Origin of the sequence: Trichocoleus desertorum ATA4-8-CV12 (assembly GCA_019358975.1) — a bacterium.
In the GTDB taxonomy this organism is placed as follows: domain Bacteria; phylum Cyanobacteriota; class Cyanobacteriia; order FACHB-46; family FACHB-46; genus Trichocoleus; species Trichocoleus desertorum_A.
In genome coordinates, this window is sequence record JAHHIL010000050.1 from 26,094 (window position 1) to 43,825 (window position 17,732).

The 17,732-nt window shown below is 46.1% G+C and carries 20 protein-coding genes; 14 read left to right on the forward strand and 6 right to left on the reverse strand.

Annotated features, from left to right (window positions below; translation table 11 throughout):
- Positions 1-33: 33 nt before the first annotated feature.
- On the reverse strand, positions 34-966 hold the full coding sequence (locus KME12_23105; GenBank protein ID MBW4490673.1) for a transposase: 933 nt from the start codon (positions 964-966) through the stop codon (positions 34-36).
- Between the two features lie 65 nt (positions 967-1,031).
- Between KME12_23105 and KME12_23110 the strand changes: the two genes are divergently transcribed.
- Entirely contained in the window at positions 1,032-1,328 is a 297-nt protein-coding gene (locus KME12_23110; GenBank protein MBW4490674.1) for a transposase, read from the forward strand.
- Positions 1,329-1,502: 174 nt separating this feature from the next.
- On the opposite strand, the gene KME12_23115 is transcribed toward KME12_23110, so the two are convergent.
- On the reverse strand, positions 1,503-1,802 hold the full coding sequence (locus KME12_23115; protein MBW4490675.1) for a hypothetical protein: 300 nt from the start codon (positions 1,800-1,802) through the stop codon (positions 1,503-1,505).
- A gap of 71 nt (positions 1,803-1,873) precedes the next feature.
- Between KME12_23115 and KME12_23120 the strand changes: the two genes are divergently transcribed.
- Positions 1,874-2,701 (forward strand): hypothetical protein, encoded by an 828-nt coding sequence (locus KME12_23120; protein MBW4490676.1) that lies wholly within the window; start codon positions 1,874-1,876, stop codon positions 2,699-2,701.
- A gap of 264 nt (positions 2,702-2,965) precedes the next feature.
- On the opposite strand, the gene KME12_23125 is transcribed toward KME12_23120, so the two are convergent.
- Positions 2,966-3,967, reverse strand: a complete 1,002-nt coding sequence (locus KME12_23125; GenBank protein MBW4490677.1) for a DUF91 domain-containing protein — start codon at positions 3,965-3,967, stop codon at positions 2,966-2,968.
- A gap of 169 nt (positions 3,968-4,136) precedes the next feature.
- Here KME12_23125 and KME12_23130 point away from each other — a divergent pair, with 169 nt between their 5' ends.
- Positions 4,137-4,751 carry a hypothetical protein gene (locus KME12_23130; protein MBW4490678.1) on the forward strand — a complete coding sequence of 205 codons (615 nt, stop codon included), beginning with the start codon at positions 4,137-4,139 and terminating at the stop codon, positions 4,749-4,751.
- A gap of 30 nt (positions 4,752-4,781) precedes the next feature.
- Positions 4,782-5,297 (forward strand): hypothetical protein, encoded by a 516-nt coding sequence (locus KME12_23135; GenBank protein ID MBW4490679.1) that lies wholly within the window; start codon positions 4,782-4,784, stop codon positions 5,295-5,297.
- 66 nt (positions 5,298-5,363) lie between these two features.
- Here KME12_23135 and KME12_23140 read toward each other — a convergent pair whose 3' ends face one another.
- A complete protein-coding gene (locus tag KME12_23140; GenBank protein ID MBW4490680.1) occupies positions 5,364-5,951 on the reverse strand; it encodes a tyrosine-type recombinase/integrase in 588 nt (195 codons plus the stop codon).
- Between the two features lie 657 nt (positions 5,952-6,608).
- On the opposite strand from KME12_23140, the gene KME12_23145 reads away from it, so the two are divergent.
- From KME12_23145 to KME12_23165, 5 genes are all read left to right on the forward strand, one after another.
- Positions 6,609-8,165 (forward strand): VCBS repeat-containing protein, encoded by a 1,557-nt coding sequence (locus tag KME12_23145; protein ID MBW4490681.1) that lies wholly within the window; start codon positions 6,609-6,611, stop codon positions 8,163-8,165.
- 331 nt (positions 8,166-8,496) lie between these two features.
- Complete coding sequence (locus tag KME12_23150; GenBank protein MBW4490682.1) at positions 8,497-8,793, forward strand: hypothetical protein; 297 nt, start codon at positions 8,497-8,499, stop codon at positions 8,791-8,793.
- Between the two features lie 123 nt (positions 8,794-8,916).
- Positions 8,917-9,651 (forward strand): TIGR02391 family protein, encoded by a 735-nt coding sequence (locus KME12_23155; protein ID MBW4490683.1) that lies wholly within the window; start codon positions 8,917-8,919, stop codon positions 9,649-9,651.
- 42 nt (positions 9,652-9,693) lie between these two features.
- Entirely contained in the window at positions 9,694-11,511 is a 1,818-nt protein-coding gene (locus tag KME12_23160) for a hypothetical protein (protein MBW4490684.1), read from the forward strand.
- 183 nt (positions 11,512-11,694) lie between these two features.
- The gene (locus KME12_23165; protein MBW4490685.1) at positions 11,695-12,162 is read left to right on the forward strand and encodes a hypothetical protein; all 468 of its coding nucleotides are present in this window, start codon (positions 11,695-11,697) and stop codon (positions 12,160-12,162) included.
- Between the two features lie 53 nt (positions 12,163-12,215).
- On the opposite strand, the gene KME12_23170 is transcribed toward KME12_23165, so the two are convergent.
- Positions 12,216-12,650, reverse strand: a complete 435-nt coding sequence (locus KME12_23170) for a hypothetical protein (GenBank protein MBW4490686.1) — start codon at positions 12,648-12,650, stop codon at positions 12,216-12,218.
- A gap of 510 nt (positions 12,651-13,160) precedes the next feature.
- On the opposite strand from KME12_23170, the gene KME12_23175 reads away from it, so the two are divergent.
- Complete coding sequence (locus tag KME12_23175; GenBank protein MBW4490687.1) at positions 13,161-13,355, forward strand: hypothetical protein; 195 nt, start codon at positions 13,161-13,163, stop codon at positions 13,353-13,355.
- A 247-nt stretch (positions 13,356-13,602) separates the two neighbouring features.
- Positions 13,603-13,818, forward strand: a complete 216-nt coding sequence (locus KME12_23180) for a hypothetical protein (protein ID MBW4490688.1) — start codon at positions 13,603-13,605, stop codon at positions 13,816-13,818.
- A 45-nt stretch (positions 13,819-13,863) separates the two neighbouring features.
- On the opposite strand, the gene KME12_23185 is transcribed toward KME12_23180, so the two are convergent.
- Positions 13,864-14,277, reverse strand: coding sequence for a hypothetical protein (locus KME12_23185; protein MBW4490689.1), 414 nt, complete (start codon positions 14,275-14,277; stop codon positions 13,864-13,866).
- Between the two features lie 225 nt (positions 14,278-14,502).
- Between KME12_23185 and KME12_23190 the strand changes: the two genes are divergently transcribed.
- From KME12_23190 to KME12_23200, 3 genes are read left to right on the forward strand one after another with little or no spacing between them, the layout of a single operon-like run.
- On the forward strand, positions 14,503-16,383 hold the full coding sequence (locus KME12_23190) for an NERD domain-containing protein (protein MBW4490690.1): 1,881 nt from the start codon (positions 14,503-14,505) through the stop codon (positions 16,381-16,383).
- Positions 16,380-17,084, forward strand: coding sequence for a thermonuclease family protein (locus tag KME12_23195; protein ID MBW4490691.1), 705 nt, complete (start codon positions 16,380-16,382; stop codon positions 17,082-17,084). The genes KME12_23190 and KME12_23195 overlap by 4 nt, the downstream gene beginning before the upstream one ends.
- A gap of 58 nt (positions 17,085-17,142) precedes the next feature.
- Positions 17,143-17,514, forward strand: a complete 372-nt coding sequence (locus KME12_23200; protein ID MBW4490692.1) for a YebY family protein — start codon at positions 17,143-17,145, stop codon at positions 17,512-17,514.
- The last annotated feature ends 218 nt before the right edge of the window (positions 17,515-17,732 follow it).

The window sequence follows — 17,732 nt, forward strand, 5'->3', positions numbered from 1 at the left end:
GATCAAGTCACTCCTTGCCCTCTGGATCTGCAACTAAACCGCTTGGGGCGTCTGCTTCGCTTTTTGAGAACGGTGGGTGAGTCGAAAGTTATGCAAGCCGCAAGCCGTTTCTAGGACATCATCAAGATAGTAGTCAACCCAATTGCGGAACTTGTGCAACAGAATTTGACAGCGCTTGATCCCTCCAATCTGGTGCTCGATCTCGACTCGAGTCCTCGATATCTGACGGTTGTGAGCTTTCTCCTCTAGCGTGAGTGACCCATTTCGGGGTTTCTTCTGCGGTTGTCGAATCGTCAGACCTTCGGGAGCGAAGCCCTGAAACCCACTATCCTGCCAGAGGGTGCTGCCTGGGGGAAAGCTCAAGCCTTCCTCATCCGCAATTTTCTTGTCGTGTTTTTTGCCTTCGTAGGTGTCACTCAGGAACATAACCTTGCCTCCGCGTTCGCTGATCACCAGGTTGTTGACGGTATGAGTTCTCTTCTTGCCGCTGTAATAGGTTTTGCGATCGTCTTGATCTTGGGGTCGATTAATCGGTCGCTCGGTCCCGTCAATCATGAATTCTAGGCTTGGACAAGCCCGCAGCACTGTCTCTAGCTTGGCTGGGTCTCGCTCGGGCAACTGCTGTTCATACCCCAAGGCGCGATTAAGGATGGCGCTCAATCGATGAATCCATTCATTCGCTTGGGCTTGGCTCATCCCAAAGAGAAATCCCTGCACCATCTGTGTGGGGTAGAGTCGGAAGTAGACCAGGATGAACAGCAGTTTATCCTCGAGCTGTTTGAGGTGAGCTTTTCGACCTGCCCCGAAGGCTCGTTGGCGCGCTTGATGCTGGAAGGTCTCTTTGACAAACGCCTCCCAAGCAGCCTGAAAGCTCTCTAACAAAGCCTCAAACTCTTTGGGGGTGAGCCCTGTTAAACTACACAAGACCTGCGGTTTGGTTCGTAGTTCCGCATACGTCATTTTCATCTACCGACCTCATCCCAGGTGCACCGTATTAATTCTAAAGTCTAATTTCCGATAAGGTTTAATGGTTGTCGTTTGGGGGAGAAGGTGTCATTTCCTCGAACAACCGAGAAGAACAGCGAAAGATGATTCGCTATAACCACCTGGTGGCAAATTGCCTGATCTTCTACAACGTTTTTGAGATCAGTCGAATTCTCCATGAATTGCGGCAAAAAGGCTATCCCTTAGAACCAGAGGTCGTTGCTGCCCTTAGTCCCTACTGGACGCAGCATGTGAATCGCTTTGGACGGTACGATCTCAACCTTAATCGTTGCCCACCTCCCATTGATTATGACCTTCCGGTAGTACAAACGATTGATCCTTGAAACGTCTCTCTAATAAAGCTTTGATGCCCCTCGTGATACATTTTTACACGAATCGTTGCCATACCCGAATGTCAACCCCGACAATCTCACGAGTGTCTGCATCAAGGGCTAGCCAGACCCACTGTTTGTCCCCCTTGCGCTCTACAAAGGACCACAGTTCATCACACTGAATCGTTAGCTTCCCCTTTTTTTGGGTGTCACCTGCACGCTTTGGGGCACCTTGGCATATTTTTCATTGACGTAGGTTTGAAGCCATTGCTCAGACACTTGTACCGCACGGGCAATGCCAGCTAGGGAAATGCGCTCCAGCAGCAATCGGTCAATCAGTTCGTGTGTCGCTAGGTCGATCACTTTTTGGGTCGGTTGTTCAATGAACTGTCGTCCACAATCGCGGCATTTGAAGCGTTGTTTACCGTTATGGATGCGACCATTCTTAACCGTTTGAGCAGACGTATACAGAGGACAGGCAGGCATGGGAGGAGAACAGCAAGGCACTCTACTTCTCCATCATCATATCTTGAGCACTATTCAAAGTTTTTAAGTAGTTGTACTACCGTTCCATTGATAGAGGCTATGGCTTGGTATATCTTTCATTTCTCAGAGGGGACACCAAGCTGTTAGATCTTGAGCCAGAGGCTAATCCCACTTCGGCGCCCAGGTCTGAGCTTCAAACGATCGCACCACAGCAGATTGTAGAAGCTCTGCAAGAGCAAATGGCTTTTGAAGCAGAGGAGATGGGCGAATCGGAAGTGGAGGAGGGGATCATCGAACTGCTGTGGGACTATGACGTGATGACCGCTCATGTTGCTAGCAGTACCCAGATTGATTCATCAGCTTTAATTGAAGCAATGAATTTTCGCACTGATGTATTGGTTTTGACTGCATTGGTTGATGAGGAGTGGCGATCGCCAACACAAGGATCAAGAGAAGAATGGCTGCCCCTCACTTTTCAAGTGGAACTTCTATTAGTATTTCTGACAACCACGTTACTAGATGCGCGAATACTCCCAAATAAGCCAAGTATTGATGATATGAATGCCAAACCAATTAAAGCAGTTAGCAGTCGGACTTCAATATTACTCGATGCTGGTTTGGACAAATCAGCAAGCTTTCCGAAGAAGCTCCCATATAACATACCTGCGCTCGCAGCAAATGAGGATGAAAAGGCACACAAGCGAGGAACAGATGGTCGAGCCATAAGGATTGCTGTTACAACAAGCGGTAATCCTACGAAGAAGTCATCTAGAACAAAGAGTAGGTTTCGCCCCTGCCCCCAGCTCCGGATAGTTTCGCCAATCATCAAAGATAGACCGAGGAGAATTGCCCAGACTCTCCAAAACTTCATCACTGATACTCCTTCAAACAAGCCATAACCCCACCTCAATTTTCGCGATTTGCCTCAACGTAACCAAGAAATGACTATTTGTGGGCAAGTTCTTACCTCAAAACTGCTTGAAAAGCTGATTCTACCCTAGCTTTCGTAAGCAACCCAGCTATCATTTACGGGCAAGTTTCAGTTTTCAGGATTCTTTGTTGAATTCCCTACTGTTCAAACTTTTAAGCGATCGTATGGCACTTCGTTGCAGCCTTACCTTACTAACTTTACCCCAAGTAGATGGAGTAGCAGTCAAACTTTGTCAAAGCCTCGTTTGCCATCTTTCTAGGGCAGCATCAACTATTGGTATCAAGGAAGAAGTACTTTCTTTACATCCAAGCCTAGTTGAAAGCTCTGAATGAAAAGAATCGGCAATAAGGCTTCTTCCCATTTCTAGGTGCTTTCGTGGCCATTTATTTTGGGGAATCTGCTTCCATTCCTCACGAGTCTTCGCCTGCCCCAGCCCTGTAGGAACATGAGCCCAGAATAAAATCCGCTCCCAATCGGTCCAAATTCGGTGGCGACCAGTGGCATTTTTCTCATAGCGCCAGAGTTGTAGCCATAGGAATAAAATTGGGCTTTGCTGCTTTTTGTCAAAGTACAACTCTGCACAGTTTTGTTTTCCCCGACCGTAATAAATGGATTGACCACTAACTGTTTCTTGCATTCGTGGGTCAGAAAGAAGAATGCGTTCACGCAACTTAAAAATGTTTTGCTGAGCCTCAATAGGCCATCCTCCTAAGCGATCCAGTAGCATCTGAGGTGGTTTTGGTAAGCCTGAAGATTGGGAGACCTGCACTTGGGTGTAGGCTAGTTTAATAATTTTGCTCTCTTGGGCTTCTATGGATTGCAGTTGCAAGGAAAAAATCTCATCAGACTGAATAATCTTACAAGTAAAAAACTCCAGATCTAGACGAAGATATTTTTGATCAATGAAGTTGTGCCGGTGAAAGCTAGGCGCGATCGCGATGAGTCGGACAGGTCGTGAATAATCAATTTGTTTAGGTAGAGGCCTTTCCTGAATCAGATTGTCATAATAACGAGTAAGTTGCTGAACAATATAGCGATCCTCAGAATTTTTCAGCTCTAAAATAACTAAACCGTTATTAGCATCACTGGCAACAATGTCACAAATCTCTCCTTGGCACTGATATTGCCGTTTAAGGGGAGCTAGTGAGAATAAAGATCCGAGATTTTCCCACACCACGGTTTCTAAAGCGAGTTCGCTTTCAAAACACCATTGCGCTTTTGTTTTGACTAGCATACTGACTTGATTTAGATTATTTCCTGTTTTGAAATAAATCCGTAATTTGACTTATTGCAGTATATGATTTATAGGCATAAGATAACTTAGTTAACAGATGCATTTAATCAAAATCAAAGTGCATCTAAATATTTAGCCTCGATCGCCACAACTGGAGGCAATTCAATTCATGGAATACTTAATCGCTGGAGCACTCTTAGCTCTGGTAGGAACGATCGCGCTGGTCGTTGTTGCTTACCGCAAAGGATGGCTCGAACGAATTTCGGATAAGCTTCTGGGCTCGGGTGAAACGACAGGCCGGGAGCGGGTTGAAGAATTTATTCGGCAAGGCCGAGAAGTCCGAGCGGCCATCAAAGCTTTTGCCGATCGCTACCAGGACCCTGACCAAATGGTGCTTGCTCTGAAAAACCTACGGTTTAACGAGGTAGAGCGTCACGTCGGTGAAATCAACACCTTAGTGTTTGATATTGACGAGGCTAGTGCAGAGTTCAAACGGAGCTGCAACTACGCGATCGCCCTCATCAATAAAAAGAGTAAGCTGACTCCTGAAAAAGAAGAGCCAGCTAAGAGCACAACAACTAAGGTAGAGGTACAACCTCAGGCATCCCAGTCATCAAAAAAGTATGATGATGCCACCTATTACGCTTATCGGCAGGCAGGAGCCACTAATGTTAGCTTTGCTTCTGGTGCTCAACTCAATGACCTAATTCGCAAGGGTTCTGTTGATGGGCGAGATTTTTTTGTAGTAGGGCTGGCGTCAGAGTTCAACGGCACCTCCCAGTAGGCACTGCCAGCCCAAAGGCCAGAGGTTCTAATGCAACCATTCCTCAAACTGCAACGATTGTTCAAGGGGATCATTACAATCGGTCTGGGGCTCCTCAATTTGACTGGAATTCTCTACATCACCCAGTCAGCTCAGAATGCAGTATTCTGCTCAGGCCTGATGGAGATGTTGGCAAGCCTAACCACTCCATTTCAGATACTGCCTTGGGTCAGAGTTGCTCCAATCAGACTCATTCCCCTGCTCAGCAATCCCACTCAAGTACTAGCTCTGTGCTCCTACACCAATGTGGGAACAGCAATATTTCTGTCTGCGTTAGTAACGACTCTATGTGTCGGACTGACAACGTGGATGATCACGATCGACATCCCCCACTACTGCTCCCGGCTGGTCATGAGACTCCGAGCTAAGCGGGCGAAACGGAGAATCCAATCGCTTCGAGCCGATCTTCAGAAAATTGATCTGCGCGAACTATCAGCCGAAGATGCGGCGATATTGGAACCGTTTGTGAAAGCTATTAAAATCAGCTTTTCTGGGGCAAAAGGTTAATTATCCATTCGTGCAGGGAGCGGCTCCTACTCTCCCTGCACGAATTAGTTCCGGAGCGATCGCCTCTCATATTGACCAACGAAGTTGCCTAAATCGTTCATGATTCAGCTTGGTGTATTTAACTGTGTGTTGGATGTTTTCGTGCCCTAGATAATCCTGGATAAGGCGCGTATCGTATCCTTGGTTTGCTAGCCAATACCCGCAGCTATGTCTCAGCATGTGGGCATGAACCTTGATACTGAGATCACTCACTTCCCCTACACGGGCAACAATCCTGGAAATACCAGGTGCTTCGTCTGCTCGTCCTGGTATCTTGGCGGGAACCAAAAAAGATCGCCCTCGTTCATTGACAAAAATCTGAGGGATATTGTTCTGACGAATTTTCAAAATAATATTTCTCTCATCTTCCAACAGTGGATGAACGCCAGAGCGACTGCCTTTGACTCGTTTGATATAAATGCTGTTCTGGCTTAGGTCAATATCCTTCCATTCCAACATGCCTGCCTCGGATGCTCGTAGACCGTGGCGAAACATCATAAGAATGAGAGCATAGTCCCGATCTGGATAACGGCTGTACGTTTTGGCAGTTTCCAGTAAGGTAATGACCTCGCCAAGTAGCAGATACTCCCGATTCCGCAGCTTGCTGTTGGGCAGCCGCCGCGATCGCCCACCGTCAAGAACCCGTTTTCCTTTCCGAATTGCCACACTAAATTACCAACTGTTCATAAAAGGGCCGTTCTATGAACAGTTTACGATGAGAAACTTACTTTCAAGCTGAGGTTGCACTGTGACTGAACCTCTCAACCAAATCCAACAACTCATTGCTCAACATATGCATGATAGAAGTGGCTGTTCTGCCTGGATTGACAGGAGATCTACCTCTACTATCCTCTCAAGGCCTGCAAGGATTACCTCCCTGCTCCATCACACCCGTGCCCAAGCTCAAATCTTCAAATCCCCAGAACCAAAATTCTTCTCTTCCGCAGAGTGACGACGAGTTGGCATAAGTTAGCTTTCTAGCGATCGCTTTAGTGGGGGGCGACTGCCGGAGCGCTGAGCTACTGTATTGGCCTAGTTGCAAAGTAGAAAGGAAAAACCTTAGGTGTTAGTGAGCATCTGTGAATAAATGGGCCATTGGAAAAAGTGAATTATTCCTTTAAGGAACTTGGAACACGCCTAACCAATGTTACGCGGCCAAAACTGCTCCATGCTAAACCTTATTTAATTTGACTTGGCTGTATCAAATCACACATCGCACTGATTATAAGTGCCAAAGTGTTCGATGGTAAGCATCTATCTCGGACACCCGTAATGACTAAGACCTTCGATTTTCGTTCAGTTGCAGTACTAAAATATATTGCCTTAGCTACCGTTGGCATCTTTAGTAGTGTGGGGTTAGTTCTAGCACTATCAATTCCTTCACTAGCCACGACTACAAGCGATTTAGATGGCGACGGCAAATCAGATGTCTTGTGGCGTCATGCCGTAAGCGGTTCTGTGGGTGCTTGGCTGATGAACGGCCTTAGCCGCAGAGAGGCACGTGAAATTGCTGTTGAGCAGGATCAGAACTGGAAAGTTGTTGGGGTTGGTGACTTAGATGGTGACGGCAAATCAGATGTTCTATGGCGTCATGCTGTAAGCGGTTCTGTTGATGGTTGGTTGATGAATGGTTTCAGTCGCAAAGCCGCAGGTACAATTCTTGTTGAGCAGGACCAGAACTGGAAAGTTGTTGGGGTTGGTGACTTAGATGGTGACGGCAAATCAGATGTTCTATGGCGTCATGCCGTAAGCGGTTCTGTGGGTGCTTGGCTAATGAACGGCCTCAGTCGCAGAGAGGCGCGTGAAATTGCTGTTGAGCAGGATCAGAACTGGAAAGTTGTTGGGGTTGGTGACTTAGATGGTGACGGCAAATCAGATGTTCTATGGCGTCATGCTGTAAGTGGTTCTGTTGACGGTTGGTTGATGAATGGTTTCAGCCGCAAGAGCGCAGGTACGATTCTTGTTGAGCCAGACCAGAACTGGAAAGTTGTTGGGGTTGGTGACTTAGATGGTGACGGCAAATCAGATGTTCTATGGCGTCATGCTGTAAGTGGTTCTGTGGGTGCCTGGCTAATGAACGGCCTCAGTCGCAGAGAGGCACGTGAAATTGCTGTTGAGCAGGATCAGAACTGGAAAGTTGTTGGGGTTGGTGACTTAGATGGTGACGGCAAATCAGATGTTCTATGGCGTCATGCTGTAAGTGGTTCTGTTGACGGTTGGTTGATGAATGGTTTCAGCCGCAAGAGCGCAGGTACGATTCTTGTTGAGCCAGACCAGAACTGGAAGGTCTTACCCTCGCGCAGCGATACTGGACAGATTGGTCTTCCTTTCGCAAACAACCAAACTTGGTATGTTTGTCAAGGTTATCAAGGATACATATCACATCAAAGCACGTTTGGATTAGACCTTTCAGTAGCTCAAGATTTCGGAACGAACTCTTGTTATGCTGCGGATGGAAATGTTAACAAGTCTGCTGGTCAACCGATTTTAGCACCTGCTGCTGGCACAATTTCTTACATCAATTCAGATTTAGTATGCTTGCAAATTGGTCCAGATCGGAGTCTTTTAATTGGTCATATGGATCGTCGTGTTGCTAACGGAGCTGTAGTAACTCAAAATAGCTTGTTAGGAACTGTATCTCAGGCAGCAGATGCAAATGGAGGGTTTGCTCATATTCACGTTGAAGCTCGTAAACATCCCACTTGTGCTATAAGTACTTCGGTTCCATTTACCTCTGCTAATGGGTTCCAGTTTGATGGAGTTGAAAATTTGCCAGATCTTACAGAGCGCAATGACTACTTTAAGAAGTCATTAACGAAACCTTACTAATTCTACTTAGCTGATAAGGTTTCAAAAAGACGAAAAATAGCAGACTATTACCCAAAGCCTCAGTGTAATAGTCTGCCAACTAAAGCTATTTTTCGCCATTCTTTAGTGAAGGATGTTCCTTGAATAAACATCAAAACTAAAATCATTTGCTTCCGCAGAGTAATGATGAATATGGATAAGTTAGATTCCTGGCGATCGCTGTCATTGACTCAATCAATTCAGAGATTTTATAAAGTCTTTATCTACCTAAAGTAGGAAAATGGTGGGCGATCGCTTGTACTATGAATTATCATAAGCGTTATGTTTATAACGTTGTAAGCGGTTGCTCCCAATGATGGCATCATTTTGGGCTTATACAGATATTGCTCTTCCAAGCGACAAAGTAACCCTCAAAAGCTCTCCTGAGAAAACTTTAGTAACGGTTGAGTCGGAGCGCTTTGGCCTTAAAACACTTGAGATAGAAGGGAAACTTCTTTTATGTGAGGCAACCGCTAAAAGTGCTTATTTAACGGCCTTAGGCTTTCAGGATGATGCTTCCGTCTCTGTCGTAGTTACTCCAATAATTCAATACAACGACGATGAGGACGGCGAAGATGAAGATGATAGATTTTGGTGGCAGAAGGACTAAAAGCAACTGCCCCTATTACATACGGTGGACAGTTAATTTGTGAGTGAAAGTCGTCACAGGTCACAAAAATCTTAATCATGGGAGCAATCTAGAAACTATTTGTACTCATATCAACCCTTAAATATGCAAGCTTTGAATTTAACTGAAACCCAGAAAACCCTTCTGCAATGGTTAGTAGAACAAGTACGTGCTGGAATGCTTAATGAGGAAGAAATCTGGTTTGTTTGGTCATTTGATGGGGCAAGTTTAGTAGGCTACCAAGGGAATGTTCCTGAAGTAAAGACGACAACTCTCAATGCTTTGCACAGCAGTGGTTGTCTCTCATGTGACCGAAGTCGTCCAAATCAGTATAAGTGCGCTTTGACTAATCGAGCCTATGAAGCAGTAGATTCTAATTTTGGTGCCCCCAACTTGTCTGCTACTCTCCATTTAATTCCTCTAACTGAAGTTCAGCACTTAGATCCTGAATTGTGGGATAGATGTCGCTTTTCATTGAGTTCTGGTGGAGATGATCCGAAAGCTTGGGACAAGGCTGTTCGCACGGCAACAGTAGTTTTAGAAGAACGCTTGAGAAAACTTGGAAAAACTGAGGCTATCAATCCAGATGCTACTGGCGAAGGTCTCGTGAATATCATTTTTGCTGGTAAGAATCCAGTGTTGAGCAGCAAGCTAGATGATAAGCAACTTAAGGCATACCGTGATTTGTATGCAGGTATGATGGCAGTTTTTCGCAATCTTTATGCCCATCGAGTTATAGATCCGAGTCCAGAAGTGGGTGGAGCGATCATTGTATTCATTGATCTGCTCTTGAAAACGCTAGATGACATAGATTGGGATTCAAATGGAGGTGAGACATAACATTTTAAGAAAAATGTAATCAACTTACGGAAGTAGTTTCTGATGCTGCAAAAGATCTATTGGTTGGGCCATAGTCAAAGCGAGCATGTCAGGGCCACTCAAGAGTCTCGAACTCTTTTTTGCAAACATGAGTGTCCACATCTGACCTTCTCCAGTCCAGCTTTTGCTATAGTTCGTGGAGGTTTAGTATCTAACACTTATGCCTGGACATTGGTCATTAATAACTGTTCGATTATTGTTGGTGCTGGTTCTGTTCACACACCAGTAGATGATGTAAGCGAGCAGATTCGCCGCCTCTTGATCCTGCGAATGAATTTGCTTTTCGCTCAGTCACCAGAAGAAATTGAAAGGCACTGCAATACATCACGTTCTATAGGAAGTAGCCTCGTCCCGAAAAAAATTTTACCCGATGTTTTCAGTGATACAACAAGGTCGCTCTATAAAGAAGTAGAGGTTCTTGGCTCTTGGTTTCAGAAAGTCTTATCATTACCTCGACAAAAATATCGTGCTCTTTGTCAAGCTCTCGCTGCTTATGAGCGCGCACTTCATGTCCTTTCCAGTGATCCCGCCCTTTCTTACTCGCTGCTTGTGTTTGTCATTGAGGCAATGGCAAATAGCCAGGCAGAATATCATGCAACTTGGAATGATGTGCGAGGCGAACCTAGGAGGCGTTTTGATACCCTCTTTGAAGATGAGCGCATTTCTTCCGTTGATAGTAGTTGGACTGAAGATTTACGTAATGTTTTAGTTGATGTGCTGCATCCAGGAGCCACAAGAAGGTTTGTTAGGTTTGCACTTGATCATATCTCTACAGATTTATATGATGCATCACACAGTACTTCAAGCTATCCATTAAGGCGTTCTAGGATTGAAGAAGGCATCCAAAATGCTTACGTTCTAAGATCATCTTTCTCTCATGCGCTGATACCACTCACACAGCTTCTTATTAGTGAATCGCATCGTGCTGAAGAGATTGAGCAGAATAGCCAGTCCTATTTAACATTGCGGGGACTATTTCGCCTGGTGCGTTCCATCATGTTGGAGTTTATTGAGCGCCAAGAAACTGAGGATTTGCTTTTCCATCCCTGGATCGAAGAATCAGGTAATGGTGTAGTGAGCGGATTTCGTATACCAGCGTATGTCCGCATGAAAGATTCTGATGGGCAGCTCTACGAAATTGAAGCTCAATATGCTAGAAACTGGTTTGAAGACATTCTTCAAGTTTACCAAGATAACTACATTGAATGTCTTCACAGCCAAAAAACAGAAAGCCAAGCGAATGCAGATTGCTTCTTGGGTGTAGCGACTTCTGGTTCTTGGGCAGGTAGGTTTCTCTTCCGTTTTGATCCCAACCCATCCTACAACTGGAAATTCCTCAGGGAGCAGTCGCTCCATTTGATAGCACAAGCAAAGAAAGCTGAAAAAGCATACCTCCAAGCTATTGCGTTACTTTGTGCTCATCTCACAATGATGGATGGTGAAGAGGCAATATGGGATGATACAGTAACAGCACGTACTTTTGGTGATCCTTTGCTGGGGCTTGAACGTTTTGTTGTGGATGTGATTCATGATAGAACGCAACACTGGTCCAGCAAACAAGCTGAAAAGATTTTCGAAAAACACTTAAAGAACAGAAGAGTCTTGCTTCCAGCTCGTGTGGAAGTAGCATGTATGCTTGAACTGGCCCGACTTTTCAAAAGCGAAGGTTCGGATGAAGGACGGCAAAAGTGGTTGAATGTTGCCTATGGAGATGTAGCACTTTATCCAAGTCTTCAGAGCTTGATACAACATGCACTAGATTCCGATGATGTTGTGATTGAACCCCGAGACGTTTTGAATATTCCTGATTTTCATCTTTAGAGCAAAGCTGTTAAGACGTACTAGAGGCGATTGCACTAGTGACGCAAACTTTAGATCAGAAAATTGTGGATTTTGAACTGAGTTCTTGGTAGGGCAGAGCGATCGCTCTGTTGGAGTGGAGAGAGGCAGAGGGGCGATCGCTGAGCTAGATTAGTAGCACCATAGATAAATCAAAGAGGAAGCATGGGAGAGGCTAAACGCCGCAAGGCTCAAGATCCTAATTTTGGCAAGGAAACGAGTCTGATCAAGGGGATTGCCAAGGTGCTATCAACCCATTTCCTCATCAACACATTGGAGATAGCATGCACTAGTTTTGTGCAACTGAAGCTCAAAGACATTGTTTATGTAAACCTACGAGCTGATGCGGATGCCCGTAACGAGCTGAGGCAGCAAGGTGTTAATCCTGACACCATGAATCACCCAATTTTAATTAGGGCTTACCAGAGAACTGATACGGACCTTCCAGAGATTCCAGATCTTCGTCACTTAGCTCAGGAAGCTGATTTCGAAAAAGAACGAATTTTGGCAATGTGGTTCCCTGACGATGTTGCACTCCCCAATCCACTACAGCCAGACAAGCCGCTAAACACTTGGTTAATGACTATTCCATTGTCAGTTGTTGAGGAAGAACTAAAGAAAATAAAAGGTTGATTGAAACAGATGCTGGGATTAAGCAAGCTGAATTTATCCTCTCGATCGCATTACTATCCCAGCATCTGTTTCAATCGCGCCACAGGGAAAGCCGCAGCCAGTGAACCCCAAGGCTCCCACTCATCCTCATTGGTCAGAACGTATTGCTCTCCTCCCATCATTTGACTGGCAGTAACTAACCGGAGTTTGTAGGCTAGGTCAAACCACCCTTTGAACCCTGGCTCTGCTGCCTTGGCTGATTTGGGGTGCTTACTGGCTCCTGTTTTCCAGCACTGGCTGATCGCATCTCGAAGTAAGCCGATCGGATTCCTCACCTTATGAGTCGAGCAATACTCAACAGCCGCAGTTAACGCATCTGCAACCACATCAAGAGGGGTCGCTAACACCTCAGCTTTCAGATGGCGAGTTAGCGGGAATCCTGCTCGTTCAATTTTTTCAAAAACTTCTGCTTGAGCAGCGGAATAGCCGTCCTCTGCAACCTGTGTCACTTTTGACCCAGATGCGTTTAGAACGGGTTGAGACTCAAACGGGTAGAGCCTTGCCAGTCTGAGCTGATATTTTCCAGCATCACAGTCTTTTGCCGTGTTCCACCTTTGTTCATCAGTTCGCCAATATCGTCAAAGAACTTGCTGACGTGTTTATTTAATAACAGTAATATGAAAATGCGATCGCACCAGTGGCAAGTCGCGCCCTAAGTGAAGGAGATTTGATGCTTTTTCGCTTAGCTCTGGGGACAGCATAAGGCCATCAACAAAGCGTTGGAGTATGGCGTCTGAGCCGTTCGACTCGGCAAGACTGGCACCGATTATCTACTGCATGCAGCTCAGGAATTCTCCCCAGCAGGGCTAGATACCGTGGATGGCAGAGGACGTGAGTTCGATCCTCACCATGCAGTAAGCGGCAACGGTGAGAGCGATCGCACCAACAAAAAATAGTTGGTCATGGGATTCTAGAGTATTTGTCAACAAAGTCCACTTAAATCTGTCACGGTCAATCCTATGAACGTTTATGAATTTCAATCAGATGAAATAACTGCCTTGGTTACAAATATCCGTCAAGGTCGTTATGGTTTTTCGCTGGCGTCGGTACATCGCAATTTGAAAGCATCTAACATTCCTCACGATGTAGCTAGGGCGGCGATCGCTCAATCGGGCATTTTCAGCTTCATGCTGCACCAGCTACAAAATAACTGAGCAGCTCCCTCAAGGGTTTAACTCGCGATCGCTCCTTCAGTCAGAACTTTAATGAGCAAGCGCATTAGAATCACTGATCCTGAGAATCCTGCTCTCTATATGGATCTTTCCGTGCAGGGGGAGTTGACGCCTGAAGAGACGGCAGCGTTCGTTGCTCTCATGCGAGCAGCTTCTGAGACATTTGGCGATCAGCAACCAATCTCAAGTTCAATTCTCAGTTCTATTCAAGAGCGAGTGAGGCAACAAAATGGCAACCAAAAAAGAACCGCAAGCTCCAACTAAAATCACCGCTGGTGAAGTGAAGCAGGGCGATCGCGTGAAGGTTGAGGGAGATGAGCAATGGATGCAGGTAGTTTCTGAACCCGTTAGCCAAGAAGAGGCAAGGTCCTGGCAGTTTATGTACGGCGAGTCAGGCCCTCATATTTGGAGCGGTCTGAATAGTGTAGATCTAGTCAAACAATGATTTAGTGCTGCTATAAGGCGGTCTCTTAGAAAGAAGCTGTCAAGATTACGGGGCCACACACAAAGAGCCATCAGCGTGCATTTCAAAGGAATAGACGTTTTTCAAGTGCTCTGCTCGTTTTGGGTTCCACTGAATAGACCAAGTCTCCTCTTCGTTTTCTGCATAGCCTGTTGATAAACACTGTTTATAAGCAAGGGTTTTTTCCGTGTCTTCGATTTCTATCAGTCCGAGACATTGTTCAAGGGTATTGACTGCTATGTACTCATTGCCAAAATCACAAACCCAATTCTTGGAGTAAGCGTCGAAAGGCGCTTGCATCTGTGCTTCAGCAACTGCTTCGATCACCCCTTTCTGCTCAAGTAGTTTCATTTTGCTAGCAACGTTTTTCTCCTGATATTGTTGCTGCTTCCCAAAGCCGAGAGCTGGAGCTAGATTTCTTCTACGTTTTGCTTTGCCCACAAATCTTTCCTACAACATCGATCGCTAGTGTAAACGAAAGTTTTTAGAACGTTAGATTTAGCTTGAAGCAAACTCTGTAATCATCAGTGGGTCGAGCCGCAAACTATGACTTCCTCTATTCTTTATAGAAGAAAGCTTTTGACCAAGCAGCAATCGCTCGAAATATAAACAGTTCGATGCTATTGGGGAAGGCTAATCTAGAACCTTTTTGAAGCACGTCTAGATATGGCAACCTTAATCCCGTCCCTCAATAGCTGCCTACCTCGCATGACCAATGGCGAGAAGCGACTGGCTGAGAGACTGGAGCGGAAACTGGAGGAAGACTACATACTCTGGTACGACGTGGCAGTAGGCACAAAGCAACTGCACCCAGACTTTATCGTTCTGCATCCTGGCCGAGGGTTGTTCATTTTAGAGGTTAAGGACTGGAAGCTAGAGAATATTCAACGGATCACTCAGGCCACGGTTGAGCTACTCACCCCGAACGGCATCAAAGAGGTCAAGAACCCCCTAGCCCAGGCGAGAAATTATGCCTTAGCTGTGAATGAGACCCTAGAGCGCGATCGCCTCCTAGTGCAGACAGAAGGACGCTATCAAGGCAAGTTGGTGCTGCCTTATGGCTATGGTGTTGTCTTCACCGAGATTACCCGCAAAGCTTTTGAACAAACTGATTTAGGCGAAGTCTTCGATTCGAATCTAGTCATTTGCAAAGACGAAATGACGGAAAAGGTTGATCCAGAGGAATTCCAGAAACGGTTTTGGGACTTATCTCCCTATCAATTTGGCAAAGCACTCACCTCGGAGCAAATCGATCGAGTGCGCTGGCACCTTTTCCCTGACCTACGAATTTCAGCCAAGCAATTGTCACTCTTTGGTAAGGATGTTGTAGAGGCAGAGGTAGAGCCACAGCAACAGGAACTGATCCCAGATCTAATCAGAATTATGGATTTGCAGCAGGAGCAGCTTGCCCGCAGTCTAGGAGAAGGGCACCGAGTCATTCACGGTGTTGCTGGTTCTGGGAAAACTTTAATTTTGGCTTACCGTTGCCAGCACTTAGCTCAGCAAACAACCAAACCCATCCTTGTGCTCTGCTTCAATGTCTCATTGGCTGCTCGGCTACGGCAAATGATGGAGGAGAAAGGACTGAGCGATCGCGTTAGAGTGCGTCACTTTCACGGTTGGTGCGTCGATCAGCTCAAGCAATATGGGCTAATTCTCCCCAACAAACAGCGATATCAAGGAGACGACTATGTTGAGCAGCTCGTGCAGCGAGTTATTCAAGGTGTAGATCAAAACCGCATCCCAGCGGGGCACTATGGTGCTGTCATGATTGATGAAGGGCACGACTTTCAGTCTGAGTGGCTCAAGTTAGTTGTGCAAATGGTTGATCCAGAAACCAATTCACTATTGGTGCTCTACGATGATGCTCAAAACCTCTACGGTGAGGACAAAAAACAGAAGTTTAGCTTTAAGAGTATTGGCATCCAAGCTCAGGGGCGGACTACTATCCTCAAGCTCAACTATCGCAATACGGCAGAAGTACTGACTCTAGCTTACGAGTTCGCTAAAGAAGTTATGGCTCCCACGGATGACCAAGAAGATGGGCCAGTTCTAGTTTCTCCTCAAAGCGTTGGTCGCCACGGCCCTACTCCGGAACTGATTCGATTACCTAGCTTTAAGCACGAAGCTGACTACTTAGTGGAGCGAGTGCAACAATTTAATGAGCGTGGCACTGCTTGGAATGAAATGGCGATTGTTTACCGCTCTAAGTTTATGGGCGATCGCATCCATCAACAGCTGCAACAGGCTCAAGTTCCAGTTGAGTGGGTTAACGCAACGACTCAAAGTAGAAATTTCCACCCGGATGAGCAGAGCATCAAACTCATGACCATGCACTCAAGTAAAGGTCTGGAGTTTCCGGTGGTTTTCATCCCTGGCGTAGGTTATCTACCAAATCAGTACGGTACAGTGCAGGAGGAAACTCGGCTGTTCTATGTTGCGATGACTCGTGCCGTCGATCAATTAGTACTAACGTGCGATCGAGATTCAGAGTTTGTAGACAGAATCCAGATAGCATTGAGCAGAACATCTCGCTTGGCTTTATGAATCAACTTCTTGCCCTAGCAGCCGCGATCGCGTTAATTCTCCCTACTCCGCTCCTGGCCCAAACCAATCTGCCAGCTACTGTGATTAGTACTGGTGATGGAGATACACTGCGGGTTCAAGTCAATGGAAAACCTATAACTGTGAGACTCGTCTGCGCGGATGCGCCGGAGGCAGCACAAGCAGGTGGCAAGGAATCAGCCGCACGCCTCAGTCAACTCCTACCCAAGAATCAAAGCGTGGAGCTACGGGTAGTAGAGAAAGATCGCTACGGGCGTAGCGTGGGTGAGGTATTTAAGGGGGGTCAATCAGTTAACCTACAAATGGTACAGGAAGGTCGAGCCGTAGTTTATCGGCAGTACTTGAGCGGTTGTGCTAGCACTCAAAATCGATACCTGCAAGCAGAAGCTAAAGCCAAGCAACGCAGGCTAGCCTTTTGGAGTCAAGCAAATCCAATAATGCCCTGGGATTTTAGAGCAGGTAAACGTGGAACTTCTGCTCCAGCTCCCACAATCACTCGTCCTACTACTCCATCACCAGCTACTCAGACCTCTAACTGTTCCTCTGCTTACCCTAACGTGTGCATCCCGCCAGGCCCGCCTGACTTGGATTGTGGGCAGATTCCACAGAAGCAATTCACTGTTTTGAAACCTGACCCACATGGTTTTGATAGAGACGGTGACGGCATCGGGTGTGAAGGCTGATTACAGAGCGATCGCTGATTTATATTAGTGCTTGAGCAAAGCTTGGATGAGTTGATCTATGAAGTCTAATTTGCAAAAGTTGGTAATAGCGATCGCTGCTATCACCCTATCTATCTTCGTTAGATTCTTTGGAGTGAACCCAAGCATGGCAGCCACTAGTAATTCCATCATGATCTCTCAAAGCGAGTTCGGTGAGGCATGGCCCTTCACGGTGACCAGTGGCGAGTTGTACTGCATTGGCGAAGGAAATGGGCAGCAAGTTGGTGCTGTGGTGTTCGCTACAGAAGATGAGTCCTACGCAGTCAATGGAACGGCTAAAGCTTTAGGCTACAAACCAATTGATGAAATCTGGCGCAGTAATCCTGCAATTCCAGGAACCAAAATTAATATCGGACCCGTTATTCAGCGTGGTCTTCAGATCTGCAAATAATCCCTTCAGCATGGCTGAAGTAAAATCGAAAAGTCAATTAAGTCGGGCGATGCCAACGGTCTTTCTTATAGCCAGCAAAGATCTGTAGCTGTTGATCCACTCCCCGCTCTGAAGAGACGGGGATTCGGGACTCAAGCAGAGATTGCAGGCTGAGCCTGACTTATATCTCCTAATCCCCAGGTTGAAATCCCAACCTGTTTGATATTCACTGCGGCGTT